Origin of the sequence: Dyella sp. EPa41, from assembly GCF_016586165.1 — a bacterium.
GTDB lineage: Bacteria > Pseudomonadota > Gammaproteobacteria > Xanthomonadales > Rhodanobacteraceae > Dyella.
Window position 1 is genome coordinate 124,635 of record NZ_BCPR01000003.1, and the last position, 23,181, is coordinate 147,815.

Below are 23,181 nucleotides of genomic sequence, written 5' to 3' on the forward strand. Positions count from 1 at the left end.
CTCGCGGCGTCAGCCGTGCGAGGCGTCCTTCGTGTGGCCTTCGGCTTCCGGGGATTCCTCGCTGCCCGGGGACTCCTCGTGGGAGGCGGGAGTGGTCACGCCTGCATGAGCGAGCAAGTCACCCTGGGCCGGCGTTGCCGGTGTCACCGTCGGCTCGGCGGCCGTCGGCGACTCCGGCGGCGTATTGACCGCCTCGGCAGCGGACGCCTGCACGTGCTCGGCGTGCGGCGCGACATCCAGGTGGTGCGAGCGGAAGTCGATGGTCGAGCTCGCGACGACGGGCTCGGCCTGCGCCACCTCGGCGGCGACCGTGGTCGCTTCCGGTGCGTGCATGGCAGTGGCCGTGACGTCGGCTGTCAGCGACTCGGCAACTTCTTCGGCGGCGGCGATGACCTCATGGGTCGTGACCGGTTCAAGCTGCGTGACCGGCTCGACGATCGCTTCCACCTTGATGTCTTCCGCTTCAGCCAGCTCGATCGCCTTCTCGGGAATCGGCGGAAGCGCGGGCAGGTTGAACGACGCCGGCGCCACGGCACTCATAACCTGCTCCGGCGCGGGCTCAAGTTGCGCGGTGGGCTGGGCGGGCGTGACGAACGCCGGTGCAACCGTTTCGGCGGCGTGCTCAACCGTTACGGCCTGCACGGCGACGCTGGCGGTTGCGGCGACGACGGCGGCGGCCACCGGCGGGGCAACGGGCTCACGCGGCGCGGCTTCTTCGCTACGGTCCTCGTCGTCGAGGTCGAGATGCTCATCGCCTGCCGCCAGATCCTGGCCAGCGGCCTGCGTGCCGTCCTCATGGCGGCGACGGCGACGGCCGCCACGACGACCACGGCGACGGCGCGACTGACCGCCCTCGGCGGCCGGTGCGCCTTCGTCCGTTACCGCGGCTTCCGCATCGGGCTGCACGACGGGCATGGCTGCCACTTCCGCCAATGCTTCCTTGCTGGCTTCGGCCATGGTCGGGGCGGCAAGTGGCGGGCGTTCGCTCGGGGGAGTCGCTGCGGCGGGTGCGGCGGCGGGTGCTGCCTGCGCGGGCTGCTGAACCGGCGCGGGAGCAGGGCGCGGCTGGCGCTGCTGTTCCTGACGCGGTTGCTGTTGCTGTTGCTTGCGTTCGTTCGGGGCCTGGCCGGATTCAGCCTTGGCCTGCTGCTGCTTCTGTTCCGGGCGACCACCCGGGGCCTGCTGCTGCCGCTGCTGCTCGTTGCCGCGCTGGCGATTGCCCTTGCCTTGCTGCTGCTGGCCCTTCTGGCCCTGCGGCTGGGACTGTTCGCGGCGCTGCTGCTGTTGCTGGCGGCCCGCCTGCTGCTGGGGCTGGCGGTTGTTACGGTCGTCGCGACGATTGCCGCGTGCGTTGGCTGGCGCCGCCTCGGCCTTGGCCGCGGGGGCCGGCGTGGCGGGGGCGGCGCTGCCGCGGAACCAGCCGAGCAGGCGGGAAATCACGCCACCGCTCGGAGCCGGCGTGGCGGCCACGGGCTGGCGGGTCGGCTGGGCCTGCGGGGCAGGCGCGGCCGTTTCTTCGCGCACCGGCGCCGGCGTGGCGGGAACGATGCCGCTGACGGCCGGTTGTTCGCTGCTGCCCAGGGCCTGGCCCATCTTCGGCAACGGCGAGGCTTCGACCGCGGTGAGGCGCTCATAGCTGGGTTTGCTGTGCTCGCCCATGTCGGCTTCGCGGATGCGCTGGATCTCGATGTGCGGCGTCTCGAGTTTGTCGTCCGCCACGATCACCACGTGCACCTTGTTGCGCAGCTCGATCTCGACCACGCTGGCGCGCTTTTCGTTGAGCATGAAGTTGGCCACGCTCGGCGGAGCCTGCACCAGCACCTGGCCGGTGTTGTCCTTCATGGCGTGTTCTTCGATCAGTCGCAGTGTCGACAGCGCCAGCGACTCCACGCCGCGGACATGGCCGTGGCCTTCGCAGCGCGGGCAGACGATCTGGGTGGCTTCGCCCAGGCTCGGGCGCAGGCGCTGGCGCGACATCTCCAGCAGGCCGAAGCGGCTGATGCGGCCGATCTGCACGCGGGCGCGGTCCAGCTTCAGCGCGTCCTTGAGGCGCTCTTCCACCTCGCGCTGGTGCTTGGGGCTGTCCATGTCGATGAAGTCGATCACGATCAGGCCGCCGGCGTCGCGGATGCGCAGCTGGCGGGCGATCTCGACGGCGGCTTCGAGGTTGGTGTTGAACGCCGTTTCCTCGATGTCGCTGCCCTTGGTGGCCTTCGACGAGTTGATGTCGATGGCGGTGAGGGCTTCGGTCTGGTCGATCACGATCGAGCCGCCGGAGGGCAGGCGGACCTGGCGGTCGAACGCGCTCTCGATCTGGGTCTCGATCTGGTAGCGCGAGAACAGCGGGGTGTCGTCGCGGTACAGCTTGAGTTTGCGCAGGGCGTTGGGCATGACCTGCTGCATGAACTCGCGCGCATCGTTGTAGAGCGATTCCTCGTCGATGAGGATTTCGCCGATGTCGCTGCGCAGGTAGTCGCGCAGGGCGCGGATGAACAGCTTCGATTCCTGGTAGATCAGGAACGGCGCCTTCTGCGCCTGGGCGGCGTTGGAGATCGCCTTCCACAGCTGCAGCAGGTAGTCGAGGTCCCACTGCAGTTCTTCGGCGTCGCGGCCGAGGCCGGCGGTACGCACGATCAGGCCGACGTCGTCGGGCACGGTGAGATGATCCAGCGCTTCCTTCAGCGCCTGGCGGTCTTCGCCCTCGATGCGACGCGAGACGCCACCCGCCTTCGGGTTGTTCGGCATCAGCACCATGTAGCGGCCGGCGAGGCTGATGAAGGTGGTCAGCGCGGCGCCCTTGTTGCCGCGTTCTTCCTTCTCGACCTGTACGACCACTTCGTGACCTTCCTTGATGAGGTCACGGATGTTGGCCTTGTTGGGGTCCAGGCCCGGCGTGAAGTACTCGCGGGCGACTTCCTTCAGCGGGAGGAAGCCATGGCGTTCAGCGCCGTAGTCGACGAAACACGCTTCAAGGGAGGGTTCGACGCGAGTGATGCGGCCTTTGTAGATATTGGCCTTTTTCTGCTCGCGGGAGGGGATTTCGATATCGAGATCGTAAAGGGTCTGGCCATCGACAATGGCCACACGCAACTCTTCACGCTGAGTTGCGTTGATCAACATACGTTTCATTGTAATTTTTCCTCGGCTTGCCGCGCGTCGCGTGCCGCGGTGGCGCCGTGTTTCGGCGGCCTGCCGGGGATCGCGCCGCTGCGGTTAAGCGGCAACATGACGGCATCGTTTCCGGTGCCGGGATGATTCGTGGCAATGCGCCTGCCGCCCCGGAACCCTTGGGGAACCGGACAACGACCACCCGAACCGTTACGATGAAAGGGAGCAGCGACCGGCTGCCGAAGAAGGCGACCGGCGCTATCCTCGCCGACGTCACGGGGCGGGCGTCCCGACTCCATTCCGAACATCGGCAGGGCGGGACGTAGCGCCGGCCGAGTATCCTATTTCGCCAGGTTTTTTTCAATGCAGACGGCAACTTCCCCAGACGCACCTCACGGTGTGCGTCAAGTCGAGATCGGTCCCGAGCGGGATGGCCAGCGCATCGACAATGCGCTCATGACCCTGCTCAAGGGCGTGCCGAAGAGCATGATCTACCGCATCCTGCGGACGGGGCAGGTGCGCGTGAACGGCAAGCGCGCGAAGCCGGACACGCGTCTCGCGGCCGGCGATATGCTGCGGATTCCCCCTGTCCGGGTGGCCGAAAAGGAGCCGGCGAAGGGCCCGGCCGCAGGCATGGTCTCAGCCATCACTGAGTCGATCATTTTCGAGGACAAGCACTTCCTCGCGATCGACAAGCCGGCGGGCATCGCCGCCCACGGTGGCAGCGGCGTCAGCCACGGCGCGATCGAGCTGTTGCGGGCCGCAAGGCCCAACGAGCATATCGAACTGGTGCATCGCCTGGATCGGGATACCAGTGGCGTGCTGGTGTTCGCCAAGACCCGGGCGGGGCTGACCGGCCTGCAGGCGGCGATCCGCGAAGGCACGGTGACCAAGCAATACCTCTGCCTGATGGTGGGGCATCCGTCCAAGGCGAAGTTCAGCGTCAATGCGCCGCTGCTCAAATCGGTGCTTCAGGGCGGTGAACGCATGGTAAGAGTGTCCGACAACGGCAAGCCGTCGCTCACCTTTTTCCAGGAAATGGAGCAGTACCCGGCCGCCCGCCTGATGCAGGCGACCCTGGGCACCGGTCGTACCCATCAGATCCGCGTCCATGCCGCCCATATCGATCACCCGCTGGCGGGCGATCCGAAGTACGGCGACAAGGAAATGAACAAGAAATTCAAGGACCTGGGGCTACAGCGGATGTTCCTGCACGCGTCCCACATGAGCTTCGAGCTGGACGGACGGGCCTACAGCTTTTCGGCGCCGCTTCCCGATGACTTGAAGGAATTCCTGGATGTGCTTGCCGTGAAAGGAAAAAGAATCCGCCGGCTGCAGGAGCACCTACAGGAAAAATCGCGCACTGACCTCAAGTGAGCGCAGGAGGTGGCCGGTCAGGCCACTCTCGACCAGCAGGGCGGACGTGGCGTGGGCGATGGCGATCGGTATCAGACGCGGCGAGCGCACGAAGCACCAGGCCCACCACAGCTCGGCCAGCATGCACAGCTGCATCAGCGAGCCATTGGGCGTATGGAGCAGGCCGAACAGGGCCGCGGTGACGATGATGACCACCGGCGTCGGCAGCGCGGTAAGTCGCAGCCGGCCCATGACGATCGCCAGCATCGCCCATTGCTGGAGCAACGCCCAGCCGAAATAGGCGGCGATGTGCTTGGGATCGAGATGGATCAGGCCGTGCCCGTCCGCCAGCATGAGGACGAACGCCACCGGCAGGGGCAACAGGGGCCACCACCAGTCCGCCCGGCTTCTGCCCAGCCAGGACCAGTCGACAGGGCGCCGGCGCCACTCGCTTGCGGCGGCGAAGACGATGGCGGCGAGAAAGGCGATCACGCCCGGAATGGAAACGTGGGGGCCCCAGCGCAGACCGGCGATCAGCCAGAGCGGACCCGCGGCGATCGCGATGGCTTCTACCCACGGTCGGGCGACCTCGGGCCTTTGCCGCCACGTCAGCGCGGCCAGCCATAGCAGGTAGAGGCCACACACGGCCCCATCCCACCAGCGGGGAGGCGGGACGTAACGGCCGCCCGTGAGCGCCATGCCGGAGGGCAGCACGAGGGCGGCGGGGCGCTGCGCCCGGATGGCGTCGCGCAGGGCCACCATGGACTCCGCCGAAGCCCCCGCGGGGAGCCGTACCAGCGGAGCGGCCCCTTCGGGAAGGGAGAGTGCGCCTTGCGGCGAGGGCAGCCGGACATCCGCCGTATCGGCGCCGATGGTGGCGGGGAGCCCCGCCGGTCTCGAAGAGGCGAGCGCCACCTCGCCGATATCCAGCACGGTATCCGCCGGGACCTGGATGCGCAGCCGCAACATGTAAGCCACCACCCCGGGCGCGCTGCAGGTCGCCCCGGTGCCGGTGCGCCAGGTGACGGTGCTCAAGTCGACCGACAACCGGGTCTGCCCACTCCCGATCGCCGCGACGTTGGTCGCCACGCAGGCGGGGCCGGATTCGCCGGCCTGGTAGCTCAGGCCGAGCGACCCCGCCACACTGCTGTGAAGGCGCAGCTCCAGGCGCGGCCAATGCGCGGCGTCGATGGGGCTTTCCAGCGGCAGGCCCAGTTCGAACGGCGTGCCGTCGTGGCTGGTAATGCGCAGCGCTTCGGCACCGTGTGTCACCGTCGCGCTGCCGAAAACGCGGCTGGCCACCAGGTCGGTGGGCGAGCGCAGGCGCCACTGCCACAGCGGTTGGCCTTCGCGCAGCGCGGCGAGTTCTTGCCGGGCGTCCTGCACCAGCCGGGCGCGCGTTATCCACGCGGACAGCAGCGCCATCAGCCAAAGGGCTGCGATCATCGCCAGCCCGAGGCCGACGATGCCGGCGAAGCGCCGGATGGCGGCCGTGTCGCTCAATGCTCGAGCAGGGCTTCGACGCGTGCGGCGCAGATGAAATCGTTGAGCGACAGGCCGCCGACGTCGTGGGTCGACCACAGCACCTGGCAATGGCCGTAGCCGGCTTCGAGGTCGGGATGGTGGTCTTCCTGATTCGCCATGAAGCCGACCGCGTTGATGAAGCCGAGCGTGTGGTGGAAATCGCGGAACTTGAAGTCCTTCACGATGGCCTTGCCGTCCGTGGTGGCCTGCCAGCCGGGCAGCGTGGCGAGCAGTTCGGCGACCTTGGCCGCGTCCAGCGCGTGCTCCTTGCCCTTGCGTGGCGTGCAGTGCTGGCTGGCAAGCGGGCTGAGGCTCATGGCGATGGATCCATATGGTGGGAAGGATGCGAAGCGTCGAAGCTCGCCGGGCAAAAGTCAAAAGTCGGCAGCGACATCGAAATAGGACTAAAATGGTGCTGTATTTTCCGGCGAGGCCGGAGTTTCAGCTGGAGTGGACATGATCGAGATTTCCGAACGCGCGCAGAAGCACTTCCTGCGGTTGCTTTCCCAGCAGGGCATCGACGGGTTGAGCATCCGCCTGCGCGTGACGTCGCCGGGCACGCCGGCGGCCAATTGCGAGCTGGAGTTCGCCGAGCCCGAGGACCTCAACGGGCAGGAATGGACCATCGTCTGCGATGGTTTTGATTTCAACGTGGAAGGGGACAGCGCTGCCTGGCTGGAAGGCGCCAGCATCGACTTCGAACCGAACGCGACCGGCGGCCAGCTCAACATCCGCGCGCCGCGCATCAAGGGCGAGATCCCGGGCGAAAACGCCGGGCTGATCGAACGCGTGCGCTTCGTGCTGGAGGCCGAGATCAATCCCCGGATCGCCTCGCACGGCGGCCGCGTAAGCCTGCTGGAGGTGGATGCCGATGGCGTGGTGGTGCTGCAGTTCGGCGGCGGTTGCCACGGTTGCGCCTCGGTGGACGTCACGCTCAAGCACGGCGTGGAGAAGACCCTGCGCGAACGCGTGCCTGAAATCACCGCGGTGCGCGACGCCACCGACCATAGTGGTGGCAGCAACCCCTACTACAGCAAGAAGGAAGGCCGCTCGGCGATGGGCTGACCCCGCCGGCCGGTGGCCATGAAAAAGGCCCGCATCGAGCGGGCCTTTTTTCTTGCATGCCGGCTGGCGCTTACTTGTCGCCCTGGATGTGGCCCTTCACCGTATCCAGCTTGGTCGGCAGGCTGGAGAAGTAGGCGGCGACGTCCTCGATGTCCTGGTCGGACAGCGTGGCGACAAAACCCTTCATGATCGCGTTGCCGCGCTGGCCGCTCTTGTACTCGTGCAGGGCCTGCTGGATGTACACGTTGTACTGGCCGGCCAGGCGCGGGTACTGCGGATCGACCGCGTTGCCGTCGGCGCCGTGGCAGGCGAAGCAGGTGGCGGCCTTCTGCTTGCCGTTCTCGATGCTGCCGGCGGCGAAGATCTGGGTGGAAGCGAACGCCAGGACGGCGCCGAATGAAAGCAGGGTCAGTGCACGTTTCATGCGGATCAGTGTCCTTGGCTTACTTGGCGAGACTGGAGAGATAGGCGGCGATGTCTTCGATGTCCTTGTCGGACAGGCTCTGCGCCTGAGCCATCATCGTCGGATGCTTGCGGTCGCCGCTCTTGTACTCGTGCAGCGCATTCACGATGTACTGCTCGTTCTGGCCCGCGATGCGCGGCACCGGATAGTTCGGATAGGCGTTGGCGTAGCCAGGCACGCCATGGCAGCCGTTGCAGGTGTAGATCAACTTGCGTCCGGCAGCCTTGTCACCCTCGGCATGCACGCTGGCAGTGGCGAAGAGAGCTGCGGCCACGGTCAGGCCAAGCAGTTGCAGTCGAGTCATCAGAAACGTCCCCACGATTCCGGCTGGTACATGGTGAAAAGTCACGGAAGTATAGTCGTTGCCTTCACAATGGGACAACATGTCGCAAGCCACTGATTCTTATCAGTGCGCAACGGCAGGATAGATGAATCGCGGCGTCGCCCTCCCTTCGGCGCCCTTCAACCCGGGAAACTCCAGCATGACGAAGAAGCCGGCTGTGCACGCAGGCAAGCGCGTGTGGAAGGTGGTGGTGACGCGGTTGCTGATCGTGGCGCTCGCGTGGGCCACGATGCCGCTCATGGCCGAGGCGGCGCCGGCGGGCTACCGCATCGTGGGCTATGTGGCGGACGCTTCCCCCTTGCCGCCGGTAAACGCGAACAAGCTCGACGTCATCAACTATGCATTCGCCAAGCTGGACGCCAAGGGCAACGTACTGCTGCCCAGCCCGGTGGCTGGCCAGACGCTGGCCACCTTCGTCGCGTTGCGAAAGGTCAACCCGCAGCTCAAGGTGGTCGTCTCGATCGGCGGTTGGGGGGCGGACTATTTCTCCGAGGCCGCGCTCACCGACGCCTCGCGCCGGCATGTGGCCGACGGCGTGGTGGCCCTGGTGGAAAAGCACGATGTCGACGGCGTGGACCTCGACTGGGAATATCCCACGCTGCCGGGGCCGGGCATCAGCCATCGTCCGGAGGACAAGCGCAACTTCAGCCTGTTGCTGGAAACGCTGCGCTCGCGTCTGGACCAGCTCGGCGCGAAGCATGGCGGCCGTCATTACCTGCTGACCATCGCCGCCGCGGACGCCGAGTTTGTCGCGGGCATCGAGCTGGAGCGGGCCTCGCGCTCGCTCGACTGGTTCAACCTGATGACCTACGACTTCCACAACAGCCTGACCCCGACCACGGGACACCATGCGGGGCTGCATCTTTCCGCCGTGTCGCCGGCCGACGATCGTGCGGGCGACAAGGCGGTGGCGCAGTTCCTCGCGGCGGGCGTGCCGGCGAAGAAACTCAACCTCGGCGTGGCGTTTTACGGGCGTGCGTTCACCGGAGTCGATCCCGCGCACGACGGCCTGCAGCAGAAGTACGCCAAGTACGATGGCAGTCCGTCATGGCGCGAACTGGTGGCCCGTTACATCGACAAGAACGGATACGTGCGGCACTGGGACGCCAAGGCGCAGGCGCCTTTCCTGTGGAACGCGGCCACGCGTACCTTTGTGACCTACGAAGATCCCGAGTCGCTCCGCGCCAAGGCGGCCTTCGTCAAGTCGAAGGGGCTGGGTGGTGTGATGTATTGGGAGCAGAGCCTGGACGACCACGAGGAACTGCTGGACGTGCTGGACCAGTCGTTGCGCTCGCGCTGACTTCCACTCGTCATTCCGGCGCAGGCCGGAATCCAGCAACCGCACCTTCGGGTTTTAGCCAATGACCCGCCGCCTTACTTCCTCGCGACAACCACACGGCAACGCCACTGGATTCCGGCCTGCGCCGGAATGACGAGTCATCGCGGCAGCTACGGCTGGAACAGGCTCTTGAGAATGTGGATGCCGGCCGTGTATTCGCCGATGATGGTGCCGAAGCTCACCAGGGCGAAGTTGAGCAGCGTGCGCGCCACGCGGTTGCGCCACCAGCCGCGCCATTGCCCGACGTCGTCCCTCAAGGTGTCGAAATCGGCCACGCTCGGGCGCCGTATCCAGGCTTCGGTCATGGCGCTGATGCCGCCGGACGGGATGCCGGGGCGAAATGGCTTGATCGGTCCCGCAACGAAGGCGGCCAGGGCGCTGAGCGGATGTGCGCCCGCGATGATCGCACCCAGCAGCGAAAAGCCGCCGGTATAGAGAACCCAGTCGCGCAGGGCGGCGGCGCCCAGCGAGGTATTGCGGTGAAACGCAAAACCGATCGCGGCGAACACCGCGAGCACCAGGCCGATCGCCACCCACTTCGGCCAGCGCGCCTTCGGCGGCGCGGCAGCGAGCGTGGCGGCCTCGATGACCGGGTTGCCCTGCTGCGTACGCAACTGCTCGCACAGGCCCTTCAGGTGGCCTGCGCCAATCACCACCAGCACGCGCCGGCCTTCGCCATAACCGGATTGCGTGGCCTGCTCGCGCAAACGGGCGGCCATGTAGGCATCGCGCTCCGCGATCAGGCTGCGATACAGCGGCGCCGACTGTGCCGCGAACTCGCTGAAGGCACTCTCCAGCATGTCACCTTGCTTGAGCTTCTCGATCTCGGTTTCCGCAATGTCCTGGCGCTCGAATATGCTGGCAACGAGGCCACCCACCAGGCCCAGGCGTTGCCAAAAGCCCACGCTGCTGTAAGCGCGGCGCAGCGTGATGCCTACCTCGCGGTCCACCAGCCATACCGGCAGGCCGCGCTGGTCGGCGCCATCCATGCCGGCCTTCATCTCGGCGCCGGGCTGGATGCCGTACTGCTCGGCAAGGCGCTTCTGGAACGAGGACAGCACGAGGCTGGCGGCCACCATGCCCACCTTGCCCTGGCGAATCACCTGGAACAGATCCATCTGCTTGAACGCTTCGGGATCGCGCATGCCCTGGGCGCGGCTGTCGCACAGCTCCACCGCCACGGCATCGAAAGGCTCGTGCGCCAGCAGGGCGTTCACCGCTTCCACGCTGGTGCGCGACACGTGCGCGGTGCCCAGCACGACGTATTCCACGCCGTCGCGGATGACGCGCTCGATGGGTTGATCGCGCAGCACGGGCGGCAGGGAATCGGCGATGTCGGTGTGGCTCATGCTTGGCGTCGCTGTGGGAGGGTCAGACCCTGCATGGGGATGCCGCGGACACGGTACAAGCCGCGTCCGGGTGCAGGTTTGTCAATCGCGGAAGCGCTTGAGCAGGTCGCCGTAGGCGTCGATGCGGCGATCGCGCAGGAACGGCCAGATGCGACGCACATGCTCGCTGCGCGCCATGTCGACCTCGGCCACCAGCAGTTCGCGCTGCCCGGTGCCCGCCTGCGCCAGGAATTCGCCCTGCGGACCGGCCACGAAGCTGGTGCCCCAGAACTGGATGCCATGGCCCACGCCGGCCTTGTCGGCCTCGTAGCCCGTGCGGTTGCACGACAGCAGCGGCAGGCCGTTGGCGACCGCGTGGCCGCGCTGCACGGTCACCCATGCCTCGCGCTGGCGATCCTTCTCGGCCTGGTCGTCCTTCGGGTCCCAGCCGATCGCGGTGGGATACAGCAGCAGCTCGGCGCCGGCCAGCGCCATCAGGCGCGCGGCTTCCGGATACCATTGGTCCCAGCACACCAGCACGCCCAGGCGGCCGACCGAGGTGTCGATCGGGTCGAAGCCCAGGTCGCCCGGCGTGAAGTAGAACTTTTCGTAGAACGCCGGATCGTCGGGGATGTGCATCTTGCGGTACTTGCCCGCGATCACGGCCGAGCGATCGAACACCACCGCGGTGTTGTGGTACAGGCCGGTCGCGCGCTTCTCGAAGATCGAGGCGACCACCACCAGCTTCAGCTCATGCGCCAGCCGCCCGATGCGCTCGGTGCTGGGCCCCGGAATGGTCTCGGCCAGGTCGAACTCGTCCACCGACTCGTGCTGGCAGAAGTACGGGCCGTTGTGCAGCTCCTGCAGCAGCACGAGTTCCACGCCTTTGGCGGCGGCTTCGCGCAGGCCCGCCTCGATGGCGTCGAGATTGGCGTCGCGGCTGCCGCGGTCGGTTTCCTGCAACAGGGCGACTTTGAGGGTCTTGCGGGTCATGAATGCAGCCTGCCGGTAGCGCGTAAACGCATAGTGTAGCGAACCCGGCGCTCAGACTCCCCGGCGTCGTTCAGCGGCCGTAGGTGAGCGTGGCCTGCGCCTTGCCCAGGGTGTGGCCGTGGATCATGAAGCCCGCCAGCGCCGGCGATGCGCCGTCGGGCAGATCCAGGCTGGGCACGTCCAGCGCATACACGGTGAAGACGTAGTGGTGCGGCGCATCGCCTTTGGGCGGGCACGGACCGCCCCAGGCGGCCTGGCCATAATCGTTGCGCACCGAGAGCGCACCGGGCGGCAAGGCGCCGCCGACGGGCAGGGCGCGGCTGCCGGCGGGCAGGTTGACCACCATCCAATGCCACCAGCCGCTGCCGGTGGGCGCGTCCGGGTCGTAGACGGCGAGCGCGTAGCTGCGCGTGCCGGCCGGTGCGCCTTGCCAACGCACGGCCGGCGCGCGGTTGTCGCCGGTGCAGCCGAAGCCGTGGAAACTGCTGCTTTCGGGCAGGCGGCCATGGTCGCCGTCGACCTGCACCTGGAAATCGGCGGCGTGGGCGCCCAGCGCAACGGCGGACACGAACAAGGTGGCAATCAGGCGACGCATGGATGACCTCGGGGGATGGGAGTGCGCCCATCATGCGTCGGCCGCCGCGCGTGCAATGGCCTCAAACGCGCAAGCGCTCGCCCGAACCGCTCAGTCGCGCAAGTCCGAGGGCAACGTGCCGAAGCGTTCGCGAAAACGCGCCGTGAAGCGCGAGGGCGACGCGTAGCCGCACTCGGCGGCGATCTGCTTGAGCGGCTTGTTTGAACCCTGCACCAGGGCGAGCCCGTGGGTGAGTCGCACTTCTTCGAGAATCCCACGGAAGCTGGAGGCTTCTTCCGACAATCGGCGGCGCAAGGTGGCGGCGCTGAGTGCCAGTCGTCCGGCCACTTCCTCCGCGCGCCACTCGCGGGCGGGCTGCGTGTTGAGCAGCAGGCGGATGCGCTCGCCCAGGCGCCGGCCGCGCTCCAGCGGCGGCCGGTAGCCAGCCAGCGCCACGGCGGCCACCAGCTCGGCCACGCGGTGGCGCAACAGGCTTTCCGTGAGTCGTTCGGACACGCCCTGCTCGACATGGGCGAAGGCCTGTTCCAGCTCACGCGTGACAGGTAGCGCGGCCCACGGCAATGCATCGGTGGCCGAGGGGCCGGGTTCGAGCATGGCCATCGGCAGGCACAGGCAGACGGCGCGATACGGGCCGTTGGTGGGCGGCAGGTTTTCCACGTGCAGCAATTGCCCGGGCGCCACGGCGGCGAAGCCGCCGGTGTCGATCTCGTCCTGGCGCCGGCCGTCGCCCATCCGCTTGCGGCCGGCGCGCACCTGGAAGATCGAGAACTCCGCGAAGGGCGCGGCGGCGATGCGCTGCCGGCGCCTCGCGAAGATTTCCAGGCGGGCGACCGTCACGCGTGGGGTCAGACGATGCCGGCGGGCAATTGCATGGTGATGCAATGCAGGCTGCCGTTCTGCCAGATCAGCGGCCGGCAGGGCACCTGCACGACTTCGCGTCCGGGATGGGCCTCGGCGATGATCCGCGCGGCTTCGTCGTCGGCCGTGTCGCCATAGGCCGGCACCAGCACCGCGCCATTCACGATCAGGTAGTTCGCGTAGGACGCGGCGAGACGGCGCCCTTCGTCGACGATCGGCTTGGCCCAGGGCAGGGGATAAAGCCGATAGGGACGGCCATCGGGCGTGCGCAGCGCGGCCAGTTCCTCGCCCATGCGGCGCAGCTCGTCGACATGCGGGTCGTGCGGGTCGTTGCAGGCCTGGTAGACGATGCGGTCGCCCGGTGCGAAGCGCGCCAGCGTGTCGATGTGCGCGTCGGTATCGTCACCTTCGAGATAGCCATGATCCAGCCACAGCACGCGCTGCGCATGCAGGCTGTCGCTGAGGATCGCGCTCATGGCCTCGCGTGACTGTTCCGGGTGGCGCTGCGTGAGGCAACGCCACGTGGTCAGCACCGTGCCGACGCCGTCGCTTTCGATGCCGCCACCTTCCAGCGCCCAGTCGATGCGCTTGTGCGCGGCCTTGCCGAACACGCCTTCGCCGACCAGGCCGGCGACCAGGGCATCGTCCTGCTCGGCGCCGAACTTGCCGCCCCAACCGGTGAAGCGGAAGTCGGTGAGCTGGAAGCGACCGTCATCGGACTTGAGCGTGATCGGGCCCGAGTCGCGCAGCCAGGTGTCGTCGTAGGGCAGCTCGACGAAGCGGATCTTCGACAGGTCCACGCCCTCGCCGGTCAGCAGCGCCTGTACCCGCAGGCGCAACTCGTTGCTCGCCACCACGATGATCAGCGGCTGGAAACGGGTGGCGGCCGCAGCCAGGGCCACGTAGGTGGTTTCCACGTCGGCCAGGCGGTCGGCCCAATCGGTGCCGGCGTGCGGCCAGGCGATCAGCACGGCCGATTGCGGCTCCCATTCCGCCGGTAGGCGCAGCTTATGGTCAGTCATCGTGAGCGGGTCTCTTGCAAGGGGAGGGCAGCGCTTGCGGGGCGGCAGGCTGCGAGAGGCGCGCATTGTAAACGATGCCGTGTGGAGGGCACGGAAACGAAAACGCGGCCCGTGTCGCCACGGGCCGCGCTGCAGGAGATGTGCGATTCGTCAGTTGACCGAGGCGGGATCGGTGTTGTTGCCCGCGGGCGTGTTGAGCACGGCGTGGATCACGTGGCTCTTTTCGAAGTACACGATGAAATGGGAGTAGTCCCAGCGGTTGATCGTCGGGTGCTTGGCGCTGTCGCCGCCGCGCGGGCTGAGCTTGCGCTGCGGGGCGCCGTACTTCTTTTCGACCTGATCCATGCTCATGCCGCGTGTGGGCAGGTCCATGCCCTGTTCCTGCTGCACGCGGTTGACGAGCAGATTGTCGGCCTGCGCCGGCGTGGTCGCGGCGGCCGCAGCCAGCAGCACGACCATGGACAGGCTGAAGCCGAACTTGTTGATGCCGTACATGTTCACGGGTCCCCTCTCCACGCTTGGCGTTGCCGCGCTGTTGTAGCAGAACTGCCGGGGGCAATCCATGTGAATCTGCCGCGAATGCGATGGGGTGGGCATTCGCGGGGCGGGGCTCGTTATCATGGGCGGCTGCGGGCGGCTGGACGCCCGGTCCGGATAAGCTCTGACCATGATCGCCTTTCGCCATTTCGCCCTGCGCCGCGGTACCCGCCTCCTGCTCTCCGATATCGACCTGGTGATCCAGAGCGGTTGGCGGCTGGGCGTGATCGGCCGCAACGGTTGCGGCAAATCCAGCCTGTTCGCCGCGTTGCAGGGCAAGGTCGAGGCCGATGCCGGCGACCTCGACCTGCCCGCCAGGCTGCGCATGGCCTCCGTGGCCCAGGAAACGCCGGCCCTGCCGGACCCGGCCATCGAATACGTGATGGGCGGCGACGAGGAGCTTGCCGCCGCGCTGCGCGACGAGCTGGACGCGCAGGCGCGCGGCGACACCGAGGCCATGGCCCGGGCGCACCATCGCATCGAGGAACTGCACGGCTATGACGCGCGCGCCCGCGCCGGCCGCCTGCTGCATGGCCTCGGCTTTGCGCCGGACACGCATGACACGCCGGTGAAGGAATTCTCCGGCGGCTGGCGCGTGCGCCTGAACCTGGCGCGCGCGCTGATGGCGCCATCCGACTTGCTGCTGCTCGACGAGCCCACCAACCATCTCGACCTCGACGCCGTGCTATGGCTGGAAGAGTGGCTGCGCCGCTACCAGGGCACGCTGCTGGTGATCTCGCATGACCGCGAGTTCCTCGATGGCGTGATCAGCCATACGCTGCACCTCAGCGACGGCAAGGCCAAGCTCTATACCGGCAACTACAGCGCGTTCGAACGCCAGCGCGCCGAGCAGTTGCGCCAGCAGCAGATCGCGCACGAGCGCGAACAGGCCGAACGCGCGCACCTGCAGTCCTTCGTGGATCGCTTCAAGGCCAAGGCCAGCAAGGCCAAACAGGCACAGTCGCGCGTGAAGCGCCTGGAGAAGCTGGCGGGTACCGAAGCCGTGCGTGCGGATCGTCCGTTCCGTTTCCAGTTCGCCGTGCCCGACCGCCTGCCCGATTCGATGCTGCAGCTTGAAGAAGTCGATGCGGGCTACAGCGCGATGTCGCCTACCGACGAGTTCCGGGAGGTTGCCCCTTCGTCCGGGGCATCCGCGCAGGAAGGCGAGGGCGTCACCACGATTCTTCACCACGTGCGCTTTCGCCTGGAAGCGGGTGAGCGCATCGGCCTGCTCGGTCCCAATGGCGCCGGCAAGTCCACCCTGGTGAAGACCCTGGTCGGCGAGCTGTCACCGCTGGCTGGCGAGCGCAAGGCGCACAAGGACCTGAAGATCGGCTACTTCGCACAGCACACGGTGGAAAGCCTGCGCGAGGGCGCGTCGCCCTTCGATCACCTGCAGGACAAGGCGCCTGGCGTCGGCGCGCAGGCCATCCGCGATTTCCTCGGGACCTGGAATTTTGCAGGCGATCGTGCCTTCGAATCGGTGGATGGTTTCTCCGGCGGCGAACGCGCGCGTCTCGCGCTCGCGCTGATCGCCTGGGACAAGCCGAACCTGCTGCTGCTCGACGAACCGACCAACCATTTGGACCTGGATATGCGCGAGGCGTTGGCCGATGCGCTGGCGGAGTTCGATGGCGCGCTGGTGCTGGTCTCGCATGACCGGCACCTGCTGGGGCTGGTCTGCGACAGCTTCTGGCGAGTGGCCGACGGCGTGGCGGAACCGTTCGACGGCGATCTCGACGATTACGCACGCTGGCTGCGCAACCGCAGTTCGGCGGCCAGGAAGAGCAAGAAGGACGAGGTTGAAGCCAAGCCGGTGGTGCGCGAGGAGTCGCCGGAGGAACGTCGCCGCCGCGCCGCCGCGCAGCGCGAGAACGAAAAGGCCGCTCGGCAGCGCGTGAAGAAGATCGAGACGCGCGTCGCCACCCTCGAAGGCGAACTCGCTGCCCTGGACGCCAAGCTGGCCGACCCTGAAACCTACAACGGTCCCACGGCGGAAATGATGCGCCTGGGCCAGCGGCAGACGGAGCTGCGCAAGGAGAAGGAAACGCTGGAAGGCGAATGGCTGGAACTGTACGAACAACTCGAGGCATGAGTCGGACCATGGATGCATCGCCTGCCGCTCCGTTGGACATCTGGCTGCCGGACCTCGCGCGTTTCGATGCCGCGCATCCGCTGCGAACGCTGCTGCGCAAGGCGGATCGGATGGCTCCCGGCGCCAGGGGTTATCTCGCGGGACTGGCCGCGCACTTCACCGTTCCGGGTGGCCTGCCGGCCGGCGCCCTCACGCGCGAGCTGATGGTGGGCGATGCGGAGGGCGCCAGCTGGTTGTGCGCCGACCCCGCCTGGGTGCAGCCGGACTTGAACGGCGCGCGCTTGCTGGCCTGTGGCCAGATGCAACTGGACATGGACGAAGCGCAGGCCTTCGCCAGGCCACTGAAGCCGGTGTTCGGCGATGCAGGCATGATCCTCGAAGTGTCCTCGCCCGATCATTGGCACGTGCGCCTGCCTGCGGGCACGCCGACGCCGGCGCTCGCGGCGCCGGAGCAGGCGCTGGGTGAAGATCTCTACGAACATCTGCCGGAGGGCGCCGACGGTCGTCGCTGGCGCGTGTTGCTCAACGAGGTGCAGGTGCTGCTGCACCAGCATCCCCGCAATGCGGAGCGTCGCGCGCTCGGCCTGCCGCCCATCAACAGCCTTTGGCTCTGGGGCGGCGGCACGCTGCCGTCCCATGTGCGCACCACGCTGAAGGGCGTGGTCAGCGACGACGTGCTGCTCGGCGCGCTGGCCAGGCGCGCGGGTGTTGCCGTCATCGAGCGGACGCCGCAAGCCGTTGCGTCGTCGTCCGCTGGCCGGCTGGTGGATCTGCAAGACCTGCCGGTCGACGAGATCGCGACACGATGGTGGCCCGTCCTCCAGATGGTGGCGTTGAAGCAACCCGTGCAATGGAGTTTCGCCAGCGGCGAACGCTGGTTGCATCGCCCGTGGCATCGCTGGCGTTTCTGGCGAGGTGGCCGGCGATGAAGGTGCTGAGCCTGCGTCGCCGCGTGCCGCAGGGCACGCCTGGCGGCTGGAGCGATGCGGTGCATCCGGTGTTGCAGCAGGTCTATGCCGCACGCGGGGTGCTGTCTCCCGAGCAGGCCGAGTATCGGCTGGCCCGATTGCTGTCTCCGCAACAGCTTGGCGGCATGCAGGAAGCCGTTGCGTTGCTGGTCGAGGCGATCCGTGGCGACTGGCGCATCGTGATCGCCGGTGATTACGACTGCGATGGGGCGACGGGAACCGCGATCGCGGTGCGCGGACTGCGCATGCTCGGTGCCAGGCGCGTGGATTACGTGGTGCCCAACCGCTTCATCCATGGCTATGGGCTGAGCCCCGCACTGGTCGATTCGCTGGAGCCCAGGCCGCAACTGATCGTCACCGTGGACAACGGCGTGGCGAGCATGGCGGGTGTCGCGGCAGCGAAGGCGAAGGGCATCCGCGTGATCGTCACCGACCACCATCTGCCCGGCGAGCAGTTGCCCGCGGCCGATGCCATGGTCAATCCGAACCTGGCCGGCGATGCCTTTCCCAGCAAGGCGCTGGCGGGCGTGGGTGTGATGTTCTACCTGCTGCTGGCCCTGCGTGGAGCGCTGCGCGAGCAAGCTGCGTTCGCGGAAGGCCGCGAGCCCGATCTCTCCACCCTGCTCGACCTGGTCGCGGTGGGCACCGTCGCCGACCTGGTGCCGCTCGATTTCAATAATCGCGTCCTGGTCGAAGCCGGCCTGCGACGCTTGCGCAGTGGACACGGTTGCGCGGGTGTCACCGCGTTGGTGGAAGCCAGCTCGCGCAGTCTTGCCACGCTGTGCGCGAGCGACCTCGGTTATGCCATCGGCCCGCGGCTCAACGCGGCGGGTCGGCTGGAGGACATGCGCATCGGCGTGGAATGCCTGCTGACCGATGATGTCGCGCAGGCACGTCGTTACGCCGAACTGCTGAGCTCGATCAACCAGGAACGCCGTGAGCTGCAGGCCGCCATGGTGGCCGAGGCCGAAGTGATGCTGGCGCAGGCCATCGAGACCGATGCGATTGGCGTAGCGCTGTATGAGCCCAGCTGGCACGCCGGCGTGGTCGGGCTGGTGGCGTCCAAGCTGAAGGAGCGCCTGCATCGCCCCGTGATTGCGTTCGCGCCGGCCAGCGAGGACATGACCGAAGAGCTGCGCGGCTCCGCGCGCTCCATCGCCGGTTTCCATATCCGCGATGCGCTGGCCATGATCGATGCGCGGCACCCTGGCTTGATCATGCGCTTCGGAGGGCACGCCATGGCGGCGGGCCTCAGCCTGAAGACGGCGGACTACGCGCGTTTTGCCGAAGCGTTCGATGCGATTGCCCGCGAGTGGCTCGATGATGATCACCTGCAGGCGGTGCAACTTACCGACGGCGAGCTTCCGCCGGGCGCGGCGACACTGGACCTCGCGCGCCAGCTGCGCACCGCGGGGCCGTGGGGCCAGGCTTTTCCCGAGCCGTTGTTCGACAACGTGTTCGAGTGCGCGAGCTGGCGCGTGATGGGCGAAAAGCACTTGCGCCTGAACCTGCGCGACCCGCGCGATGGTTCGGTGCATGACGCGGTGATGTTCAATGCCTACGACGGCACGCCGCCGCCGCCGGTGTTCCGCGCGGTGTACGAGCTGGTGATCAACGACTGGCAAGGACGGGAAAGCGCGCGCCTGCTGTTGAGGTACATGGAGTCCACGTGATCCATGCGAACAGGGCCTGCAGAACAGGCCCTGTGGTGCTTCACCGAGTGGAGCGCGCCTGTCAGAAGTTCCAGTTGACGCTGAAATTGGGTCCGCTCAATGTCAGATCCTTGATGAACTTGTCGTTTCCACTGTGGCTGTAATGGATGTCGCGGTAACTGAACCCGATGTCGCCCCAGTCGAAGCCGTAGGCCACGCCGAAACTGGCCTTGTACGTGGTGTCCGAGCTGCCTGCACCGAAGTCCAGGTAGTAGGGGAAGAACCAGCGCTTGTCCTCGAAGGGCGACCAGTTGCCGCGTATGCCGACGATGCCGTCGGTGACATGCATCTGGTTGTTGAGATGGCCGCTGCGGCTGATGTTGACGTTGCCGGCGTTGCCGTTGAGCGAGAAGTTCCAGTCGAGGTTGCCCTTGACCCACAGGTAACGCACGCCGAACAAGAGGTCGATGAAACCCTGGCCCGTGTGGGCGAGCGTATACAGGCCAGCGAAATTCACCATGCCGCCTTTCATGCCCCAGCGCGTATCGAGGTTGGCGCCGGCGCCGATGCGGTCGCCGCCGATGTTGGTGAACCGTCCCTTTTCACCGCTGAACTTCACCCAGTCGATGTCGCCGTACATGCCCCAATCGCCCTTGCGCAGCGTGCCGTCGAGCATGAAGGCGCCGCTGAGGTAGGAGAAGATGTTGTTGTCCGTCTTCTGCTGCACCTCGCCACCGTTGTTGGGCAACTGGTAGCGCGTCTCCGCGCTGATGCCGGGCAGCCACACATACGGCTGGATGTTGCCGTGCCAGTTGCCGTCCCAGAAATCCGACGTGTCGGCCTTTGCGGCGGGTGCGGCCAGCGATGCGGCGATCGCCATGCCGAGGGATAGCACGCAGTACTTGGAATGCAGGGGGATTAAGCGGCGCATGGCTGATGCTTCCCTCCAAAGTGGTGCGCTTATGTTGGAACGTTTCGCTGCCGGCACACAGCGAACTATTACGTATCCGCCCTTGCGTATTTCTACGGAGACCTTGGCGCCTCGAAATGCCCCCGGCCGGGACTAGGTAGTTTTACCTAGCGCCGCTACCGCATAAATGCAGTGGCGAACCTGGCGCCGCTGGAGTCAAGCTGATGCGGGCGCCAAGGGCGGCATGGGAGCGGCACCATGAAGACGACGATGCGTTACGGATTCCTGCGGACGTGCCTCTGGTGTTTTGCGTTGCTTCCGATCGTGCTCGCGGGCGCAGCCCACGCGCAGTCGAGTCAGGCGCAACCACAGGGCCAGGCCCAGGGCCAGAAGATCTACAACAACCAGCAGCTCGACCAGATGCTGGCGCCGGTGGCGTTGTATCCGGATGCGCTGCTCTCGCAGATATTCATGGCCACGACGTATCCCAGCGACATCGCCGAAGCGGCGGCGTGGTCGGCGGCCAACCCCAAGGCGCAGGGCGACGACGCGGTCAAGCAGGTGAACACCAAGCCCTGGGACCCCAGCGTGCAATCGCTGGTGGCCTTTCCGCAGGTGCTGGCGCAGATGAAGGCGCATCCCGATTGGGTGCAGAACGTGGGCGATGCCTTCCTGGCGCAGCCCGATGACGTGATGGCGTCGGTGCAGCGTTTGCGCGCGCAGGCCAAGGCTTCGGGCAACCTCAAGTCGACCGAGCAGCAGAAGGTGACCGAGCAGGCGGCGCCACCCGGGTCGACCGAAGGCACCACCATCATCCAGATCGAGCCGGCCAATCCCCAGGTGGTGTACGTGCCGCAGTACAACCCGACGGTGGTCTACGGCTCGTGGCCTTATCCGGCCTATCCCCCGACGTACTGGCCACCGCCGTATGGCTACTACCCGGGCCAGGCGCTGGCGGCGGGACTGGCCTTCGGTGCGGGCATCGCGATCACCGGCGCGCTGTGGGGTGGCTTCAATTGGGGTCATGGCGACGTGAACGTCAACGTCAATCGCTACAACAGCGTCAACAACGTCAACAATCGCATCTCCGGCAACGGCAACCAGCGCTGGAACCATAACCCCGACAACCGGCGAGGCACGCCTTATCGCGACTCCGGCAGTCGCCAGCGCTTTGACCAGGGAAGGGGCGGCTCGCAGCAGCGTGAAGCATTCCGTGGTCGCAACCAGCAGATGGACGCGAGCCGCCAGAATGCGCTGAAGAGTTTCGATCGCAGTACGAACAACGGATCCTCCATGGCGGCACGGCGTGGTGCGGGGGAAACGGGTGCCGCGCTCAATCGCCCGTCGGGCGGCAACCGCGGAGGGCAGGGCGCGGGCGACCGCGGCAACGTCGGCGGCGGAAATCGCGGCGGCCAGGTGGCCGACCGCGGCAATTTCAGTGGAGGCGACCGCGGCGGATCACGGCAGGACTTCGGCGGTGGCAACCGGCAGTCAGGCGGCGCCCGCAACAACGCCTTCAGTGGCTCGCAGTCGCCCGGATCGTCCCGCTCGCAGATGAATCGCGGACAGGCGAGCCAGCGCTCGATGTCCCAGTCGCGTGGCGCCGGCGGCGGTGGTGGCCGGCAAATGTCTCGCCCATCGCCCAGCCGGGGTGGTGGTGGCGGGCGTCGTCGTTGAGGAGGATGACCATGAACCGCAATCCATGGACACTTCGCCTGGCGCTGGGCCTCACGCTTTGGTCGGGCTGCATGGTCTCCGCCGCCGTGCTCGCGCAGGAAGCCAGTTACCCGACCGCCGATGCCGCGGCCACTGCCTTCGTGCAGGCGTTGCGTGACAACGACAAGGTCGCGCTGGCCAAGGTGCTGGGTGCGAACTGGAAGGACTACATCCCGACCGAGGGCATCGATCGCGAGGACGTGGACCTGTTCCTCAAGCGATACGACCAAAGCCATCGCATCGATGCGGACGACGGCGTCTCCCATCTCAACGTGGGCTCGGAGAACTGGGTGCTGCCGTTGCCATTGGTCCAGGCCGCGGGCGGTTGGCACTTCGATCTGAAAAAGGGTGCGGAAGAGATCCGCATCCGTCGTATTGGTGCCAATGAGCTGGCGGCGGAGCAGGCCATGCTTGCCTACTACGATGCCCAACGCGATTACGCGACGGAAGATCGCGATGGCGACCACGTGCTGCAATACGCGCAGAAACTCAGGAGCAGTCCGGGCAAGCATGATGGCCTGTACTGGCCGGTGACCGGCGACGAACCCCAGAGCCCGCTGGGCGAGCGGTTTGTGGGCGACGAACCCAAGGGGCAGGATTTCCACGGCTACCGCTACCGCATCCTTACGTCGCAAGGTCCGTCGGCACCCGGCGGCGCCTACAACTACATCGTGGGCGGACGCATGACCAGTGGTTTCGCGCTCATCGCGTGGCCGTCGCAGTACGGCGAGAGCGGCGTGATGAGTTTCATGGTGAGCCACGACGGCGAGGTCTTCGAAAAGGATCTCGGCAAGAACGGGGCAGCCATCGCGGAGTCGATGAAATCGTTCGATCCCGACAGCAGTTGGGACGAGGTCAAGACCGAGCAATGAACCGCCGCCATGGATGGTGGCGCGGCCAGGCAACGATGTAGTTCTACTTGGCTCGCCATCGAGCAAGGGTCGCGTTGCTGGTCCCGATCATCATCACTGTGCCGGCCGTGGGCACCGCCGTGGATTGGCGGCGCGGGCAAGGCATGGGGCAGCGGATGGATTGGGGCGATGCCGGCCCGAAGGCCTCGGGTTTCGCTACCTGATCGCACGCGCACCGGGCCTGAACGTGGGCCTCGACTGGGCGCGCAGCGAGGATGACCACGCGTATGACATCCAGGTCGGCAGCGCCTGGCGTTGAACCATCGATGCCATGCGCAACGCGCGGCCCGATCTCAATTGACCGTGTAGCCCTTGCCCTTCATGCACGCGGCATAGGCCTGTCCGACATTGGCGGCGTTGTTGCTCTGCACCTGCGCCGCCGCAGCGTTCTGCTCCCG

The 23,181-nt window shown here is 66.9% G+C and carries 20 protein-coding genes; 8 read left to right on the plus strand and 12 right to left on the minus strand.

The annotated features are described in order from the left end of the window. Nucleotides 1-9: 9 nt before the first annotated feature. Nucleotides 10-3,129, minus strand: a complete 3,120-nt coding sequence (locus JMF82_RS02260; protein WP_201312908.1) for an Rne/Rng family ribonuclease — start codon at nt 3,127-3,129, stop codon at nt 10-12. A gap of 342 nt (nt 3,130-3,471) precedes the next feature. On the opposite strand from JMF82_RS02260, the gene JMF82_RS02265 reads away from it, so the two are divergent. Next, nucleotides 3,472-4,485 (plus strand): RluA family pseudouridine synthase, encoded by a 1,014-nt coding sequence (locus JMF82_RS02265; protein ID WP_201312909.1) that lies wholly within the window; start codon nt 3,472-3,474, stop codon nt 4,483-4,485. Here the strand turns inward: JMF82_RS02265 and JMF82_RS02270 are convergent. After that, the gene (locus JMF82_RS02270) at nt 4,453-5,967 is read right to left on the minus strand and encodes a CPBP family intramembrane glutamic endopeptidase (protein ID WP_201312910.1); all 1,515 of its coding nucleotides are present in this window, start codon (nt 5,965-5,967) and stop codon (nt 4,453-4,455) included. The two genes, JMF82_RS02265 and JMF82_RS02270, sit on opposite strands and share 33 nt — an antisense overlap. Further along, complete coding sequence (locus tag JMF82_RS02275) at nt 5,964-6,305, minus strand: 4a-hydroxytetrahydrobiopterin dehydratase (RefSeq protein ID WP_201312911.1); 342 nt, start codon at nt 6,303-6,305, stop codon at nt 5,964-5,966. The genes JMF82_RS02270 and JMF82_RS02275 overlap by 4 nt, the downstream gene beginning before the upstream one ends. A gap of 139 nt (nt 6,306-6,444) precedes the next feature. Here JMF82_RS02275 and JMF82_RS02280 point away from each other — a divergent pair, with 139 nt between their 5' ends. Further along, nucleotides 6,445-7,053: an NfuA family Fe-S biogenesis protein gene (locus tag JMF82_RS02280; protein ID WP_201312912.1), complete on the plus strand. Its 609-nt coding sequence runs from the start codon at nt 6,445-6,447 to the stop codon at nt 7,051-7,053. A 70-nt stretch (nt 7,054-7,123) separates the two neighbouring features. Here the strand turns inward: JMF82_RS02280 and JMF82_RS02285 are convergent, their stop codons facing one another. Further along, nucleotides 7,124-7,477: a cytochrome c gene (locus JMF82_RS02285; RefSeq protein ID WP_201312913.1), complete on the minus strand. Its 354-nt coding sequence runs from the start codon at nt 7,475-7,477 to the stop codon at nt 7,124-7,126. 19 nt (nt 7,478-7,496) lie between these two features. After that, a complete protein-coding gene (locus JMF82_RS02290; protein ID WP_201312914.1) occupies nt 7,497-7,820 on the minus strand; it encodes a cytochrome c in 324 nt (107 codons plus the stop codon). A gap of 178 nt (nt 7,821-7,998) precedes the next feature. Here JMF82_RS02290 and JMF82_RS02295 point away from each other — a divergent pair, with 178 nt between their 5' ends. After that, nucleotides 7,999-9,159, plus strand: a complete 1,161-nt coding sequence (locus JMF82_RS02295; protein WP_201312915.1) for a glycoside hydrolase family 18 protein — start codon at nt 7,999-8,001, stop codon at nt 9,157-9,159. Between the two features lie 149 nt (nt 9,160-9,308). Here the strand turns inward: JMF82_RS02295 and JMF82_RS02300 are convergent, their stop codons facing one another. The 6 genes from JMF82_RS02300 to JMF82_RS02325 all read right to left on the minus strand — a co-directional run bounded on the left by JMF82_RS02300 (nt 9,309) and on the right by JMF82_RS02325 (nt 14,489). Continuing rightward, a complete protein-coding gene (locus tag JMF82_RS02300) occupies nt 9,309-10,547 on the minus strand; it encodes a TraB/GumN family protein (protein WP_201312916.1) in 1,239 nt (412 codons plus the stop codon). Between the two features lie 81 nt (nt 10,548-10,628). Continuing rightward, nucleotides 10,629-11,519, minus strand: coding sequence for a carbon-nitrogen hydrolase (locus tag JMF82_RS02305; RefSeq protein ID WP_201312917.1), 891 nt, complete (start codon nt 11,517-11,519; stop codon nt 10,629-10,631). A gap of 70 nt (nt 11,520-11,589) precedes the next feature. Further along, the gene (locus JMF82_RS02310) at nt 11,590-12,114 is read right to left on the minus strand and encodes a YbhB/YbcL family Raf kinase inhibitor-like protein (RefSeq protein ID WP_201312918.1); all 525 of its coding nucleotides are present in this window, start codon (nt 12,112-12,114) and stop codon (nt 11,590-11,592) included. Between the two features lie 90 nt (nt 12,115-12,204). Further along, on the minus strand, nt 12,205-12,951 hold the full coding sequence (locus JMF82_RS02315; RefSeq protein ID WP_201312919.1) for a helix-turn-helix transcriptional regulator: 747 nt from the start codon (nt 12,949-12,951) through the stop codon (nt 12,205-12,207). Nucleotides 12,952-12,959: 8 nt separating this feature from the next. Further along, nucleotides 12,960-13,994, minus strand: coding sequence for an agmatine deiminase family protein (locus JMF82_RS02320; RefSeq protein ID WP_201312920.1), 1,035 nt, complete (start codon nt 13,992-13,994; stop codon nt 12,960-12,962). Nucleotides 13,995-14,144: 150 nt separating this feature from the next. Next, nucleotides 14,145-14,489 carry a hypothetical protein gene (locus JMF82_RS02325; RefSeq protein WP_201312929.1) on the minus strand — a complete coding sequence of 115 codons (345 nt, stop codon included), beginning with the start codon at nt 14,487-14,489 and terminating at the stop codon, nt 14,145-14,147. A 172-nt stretch (nt 14,490-14,661) separates the two neighbouring features. On the opposite strand from JMF82_RS02325, the gene abc-f reads away from it, so the two are divergent. The 3 genes from abc-f to recJ are packed head-to-tail and all read left to right on the plus strand — an operon-like array spanning nt 14,662 to nt 19,267. Beyond that, nucleotides 14,662-16,626: a ribosomal protection-like ABC-F family protein gene (abc-f, locus tag JMF82_RS02330; protein ID WP_201312921.1), complete on the plus strand. Its 1,965-nt coding sequence runs from the start codon at nt 14,662-14,664 to the stop codon at nt 16,624-16,626. A gap of 8 nt (nt 16,627-16,634) precedes the next feature. Beyond that, entirely contained in the window at nt 16,635-17,555 is a 921-nt protein-coding gene (locus tag JMF82_RS02335) for a phosphoglycerate mutase (protein WP_201312922.1), read from the plus strand. Then, complete coding sequence (recJ, locus tag JMF82_RS02340; protein WP_201312923.1) at nt 17,552-19,267, plus strand: single-stranded-DNA-specific exonuclease RecJ; 1,716 nt, start codon at nt 17,552-17,554, stop codon at nt 19,265-19,267. The genes JMF82_RS02335 and recJ overlap by 4 nt, the downstream gene beginning before the upstream one ends. Nucleotides 19,268-19,328: 61 nt before the next feature. Here the strand turns inward: recJ and JMF82_RS02345 are convergent, their stop codons facing one another. Further along, nucleotides 19,329-20,177: a hypothetical protein gene (locus tag JMF82_RS02345; RefSeq protein ID WP_201312924.1), complete on the minus strand. Its 849-nt coding sequence runs from the start codon at nt 20,175-20,177 to the stop codon at nt 19,329-19,331. 237 nt (nt 20,178-20,414) lie between these two features. On the opposite strand from JMF82_RS02345, the gene JMF82_RS02350 reads away from it, so the two are divergent. Both JMF82_RS02350 and JMF82_RS02355 read left to right on the plus strand, forming a co-directional pair. Continuing rightward, nucleotides 20,415-21,833 carry a DUF3300 domain-containing protein gene (locus JMF82_RS02350; protein ID WP_236585256.1) on the plus strand — a complete coding sequence of 473 codons (1,419 nt, stop codon included), beginning with the start codon at nt 20,415-20,417 and terminating at the stop codon, nt 21,831-21,833. A gap of 11 nt (nt 21,834-21,844) precedes the next feature. Further along, entirely contained in the window at nt 21,845-22,744 is a 900-nt protein-coding gene (locus tag JMF82_RS02355) for a DUF2950 domain-containing protein (protein ID WP_201312925.1), read from the plus strand. The last annotated feature ends 437 nt before the right edge of the window (nt 22,745-23,181 follow it).

Coding starts and splice junctions, on each gene's coding strand:
- JMF82_RS02295 (WP_201312915.1), top strand. CDS start 7,999: ATGACGAAGAAGCCGGCTGTGCACGCAGGCAAGCGCGTGTGGAAGGTG.
- JMF82_RS02260 (WP_201312908.1), bottom strand. CDS start 3,129: ATGAAACGTATGTTGATCAACGCAACTCAGCGTGAAGAGTTGCGTGTG.
- recJ (WP_201312923.1), top strand. CDS start 17,552: ATGAAGGTGCTGAGCCTGCGTCGCCGCGTGCCGCAGGGCACGCCTGGC.
- JMF82_RS02320 (WP_201312920.1), bottom strand. CDS start 13,994: ATGACTGACCATAAGCTGCGCCTACCGGCGGAATGGGAGCCGCAATCG.
- JMF82_RS02310 (WP_201312918.1), bottom strand. CDS start 12,114: ATGCGTCGCCTGATTGCCACCTTGTTCGTGTCCGCCGTTGCGCTGGGC.
- JMF82_RS02305 (WP_201312917.1), bottom strand. CDS start 11,519: ATGACCCGCAAGACCCTCAAAGTCGCCCTGTTGCAGGAAACCGACCGC.
- JMF82_RS02335 (WP_201312922.1), top strand. CDS start 16,635: ATGGATGCATCGCCTGCCGCTCCGTTGGACATCTGGCTGCCGGACCTC.
- JMF82_RS02345 (WP_201312924.1), bottom strand. CDS start 20,177: ATGCGCCGCTTAATCCCCCTGCATTCCAAGTACTGCGTGCTATCCCTC.
- JMF82_RS02265 (WP_201312909.1), top strand. CDS start 3,472: ATGCAGACGGCAACTTCCCCAGACGCACCTCACGGTGTGCGTCAAGTC.
- abc-f (WP_201312921.1), top strand. CDS start 14,662: ATGATCGCCTTTCGCCATTTCGCCCTGCGCCGCGGTACCCGCCTCCTG.
- JMF82_RS02275 (WP_201312911.1), bottom strand. CDS start 6,305: ATGAGCCTCAGCCCGCTTGCCAGCCAGCACTGCACGCCACGCAAGGGC.
- JMF82_RS02325 (WP_201312929.1), bottom strand. CDS start 14,489: ATGTACGGCATCAACAAGTTCGGCTTCAGCCTGTCCATGGTCGTGCTG.
- JMF82_RS02300 (WP_201312916.1), bottom strand. CDS start 10,547: ATGAGCCACACCGACATCGCCGATTCCCTGCCGCCCGTGCTGCGCGAT.
- JMF82_RS02290 (WP_201312914.1), bottom strand. CDS start 7,820: ATGACTCGACTGCAACTGCTTGGCCTGACCGTGGCCGCAGCTCTCTTC.
- JMF82_RS02355 (WP_201312925.1), top strand. CDS start 21,845: ATGAACCGCAATCCATGGACACTTCGCCTGGCGCTGGGCCTCACGCTT.
- JMF82_RS02285 (WP_201312913.1), bottom strand. CDS start 7,477: ATGAAACGTGCACTGACCCTGCTTTCATTCGGCGCCGTCCTGGCGTTC.
- JMF82_RS02280 (WP_201312912.1), top strand. CDS start 6,445: ATGATCGAGATTTCCGAACGCGCGCAGAAGCACTTCCTGCGGTTGCTT.
- JMF82_RS02350 (WP_236585256.1), top strand. CDS start 20,415: ATGAAGACGACGATGCGTTACGGATTCCTGCGGACGTGCCTCTGGTGT.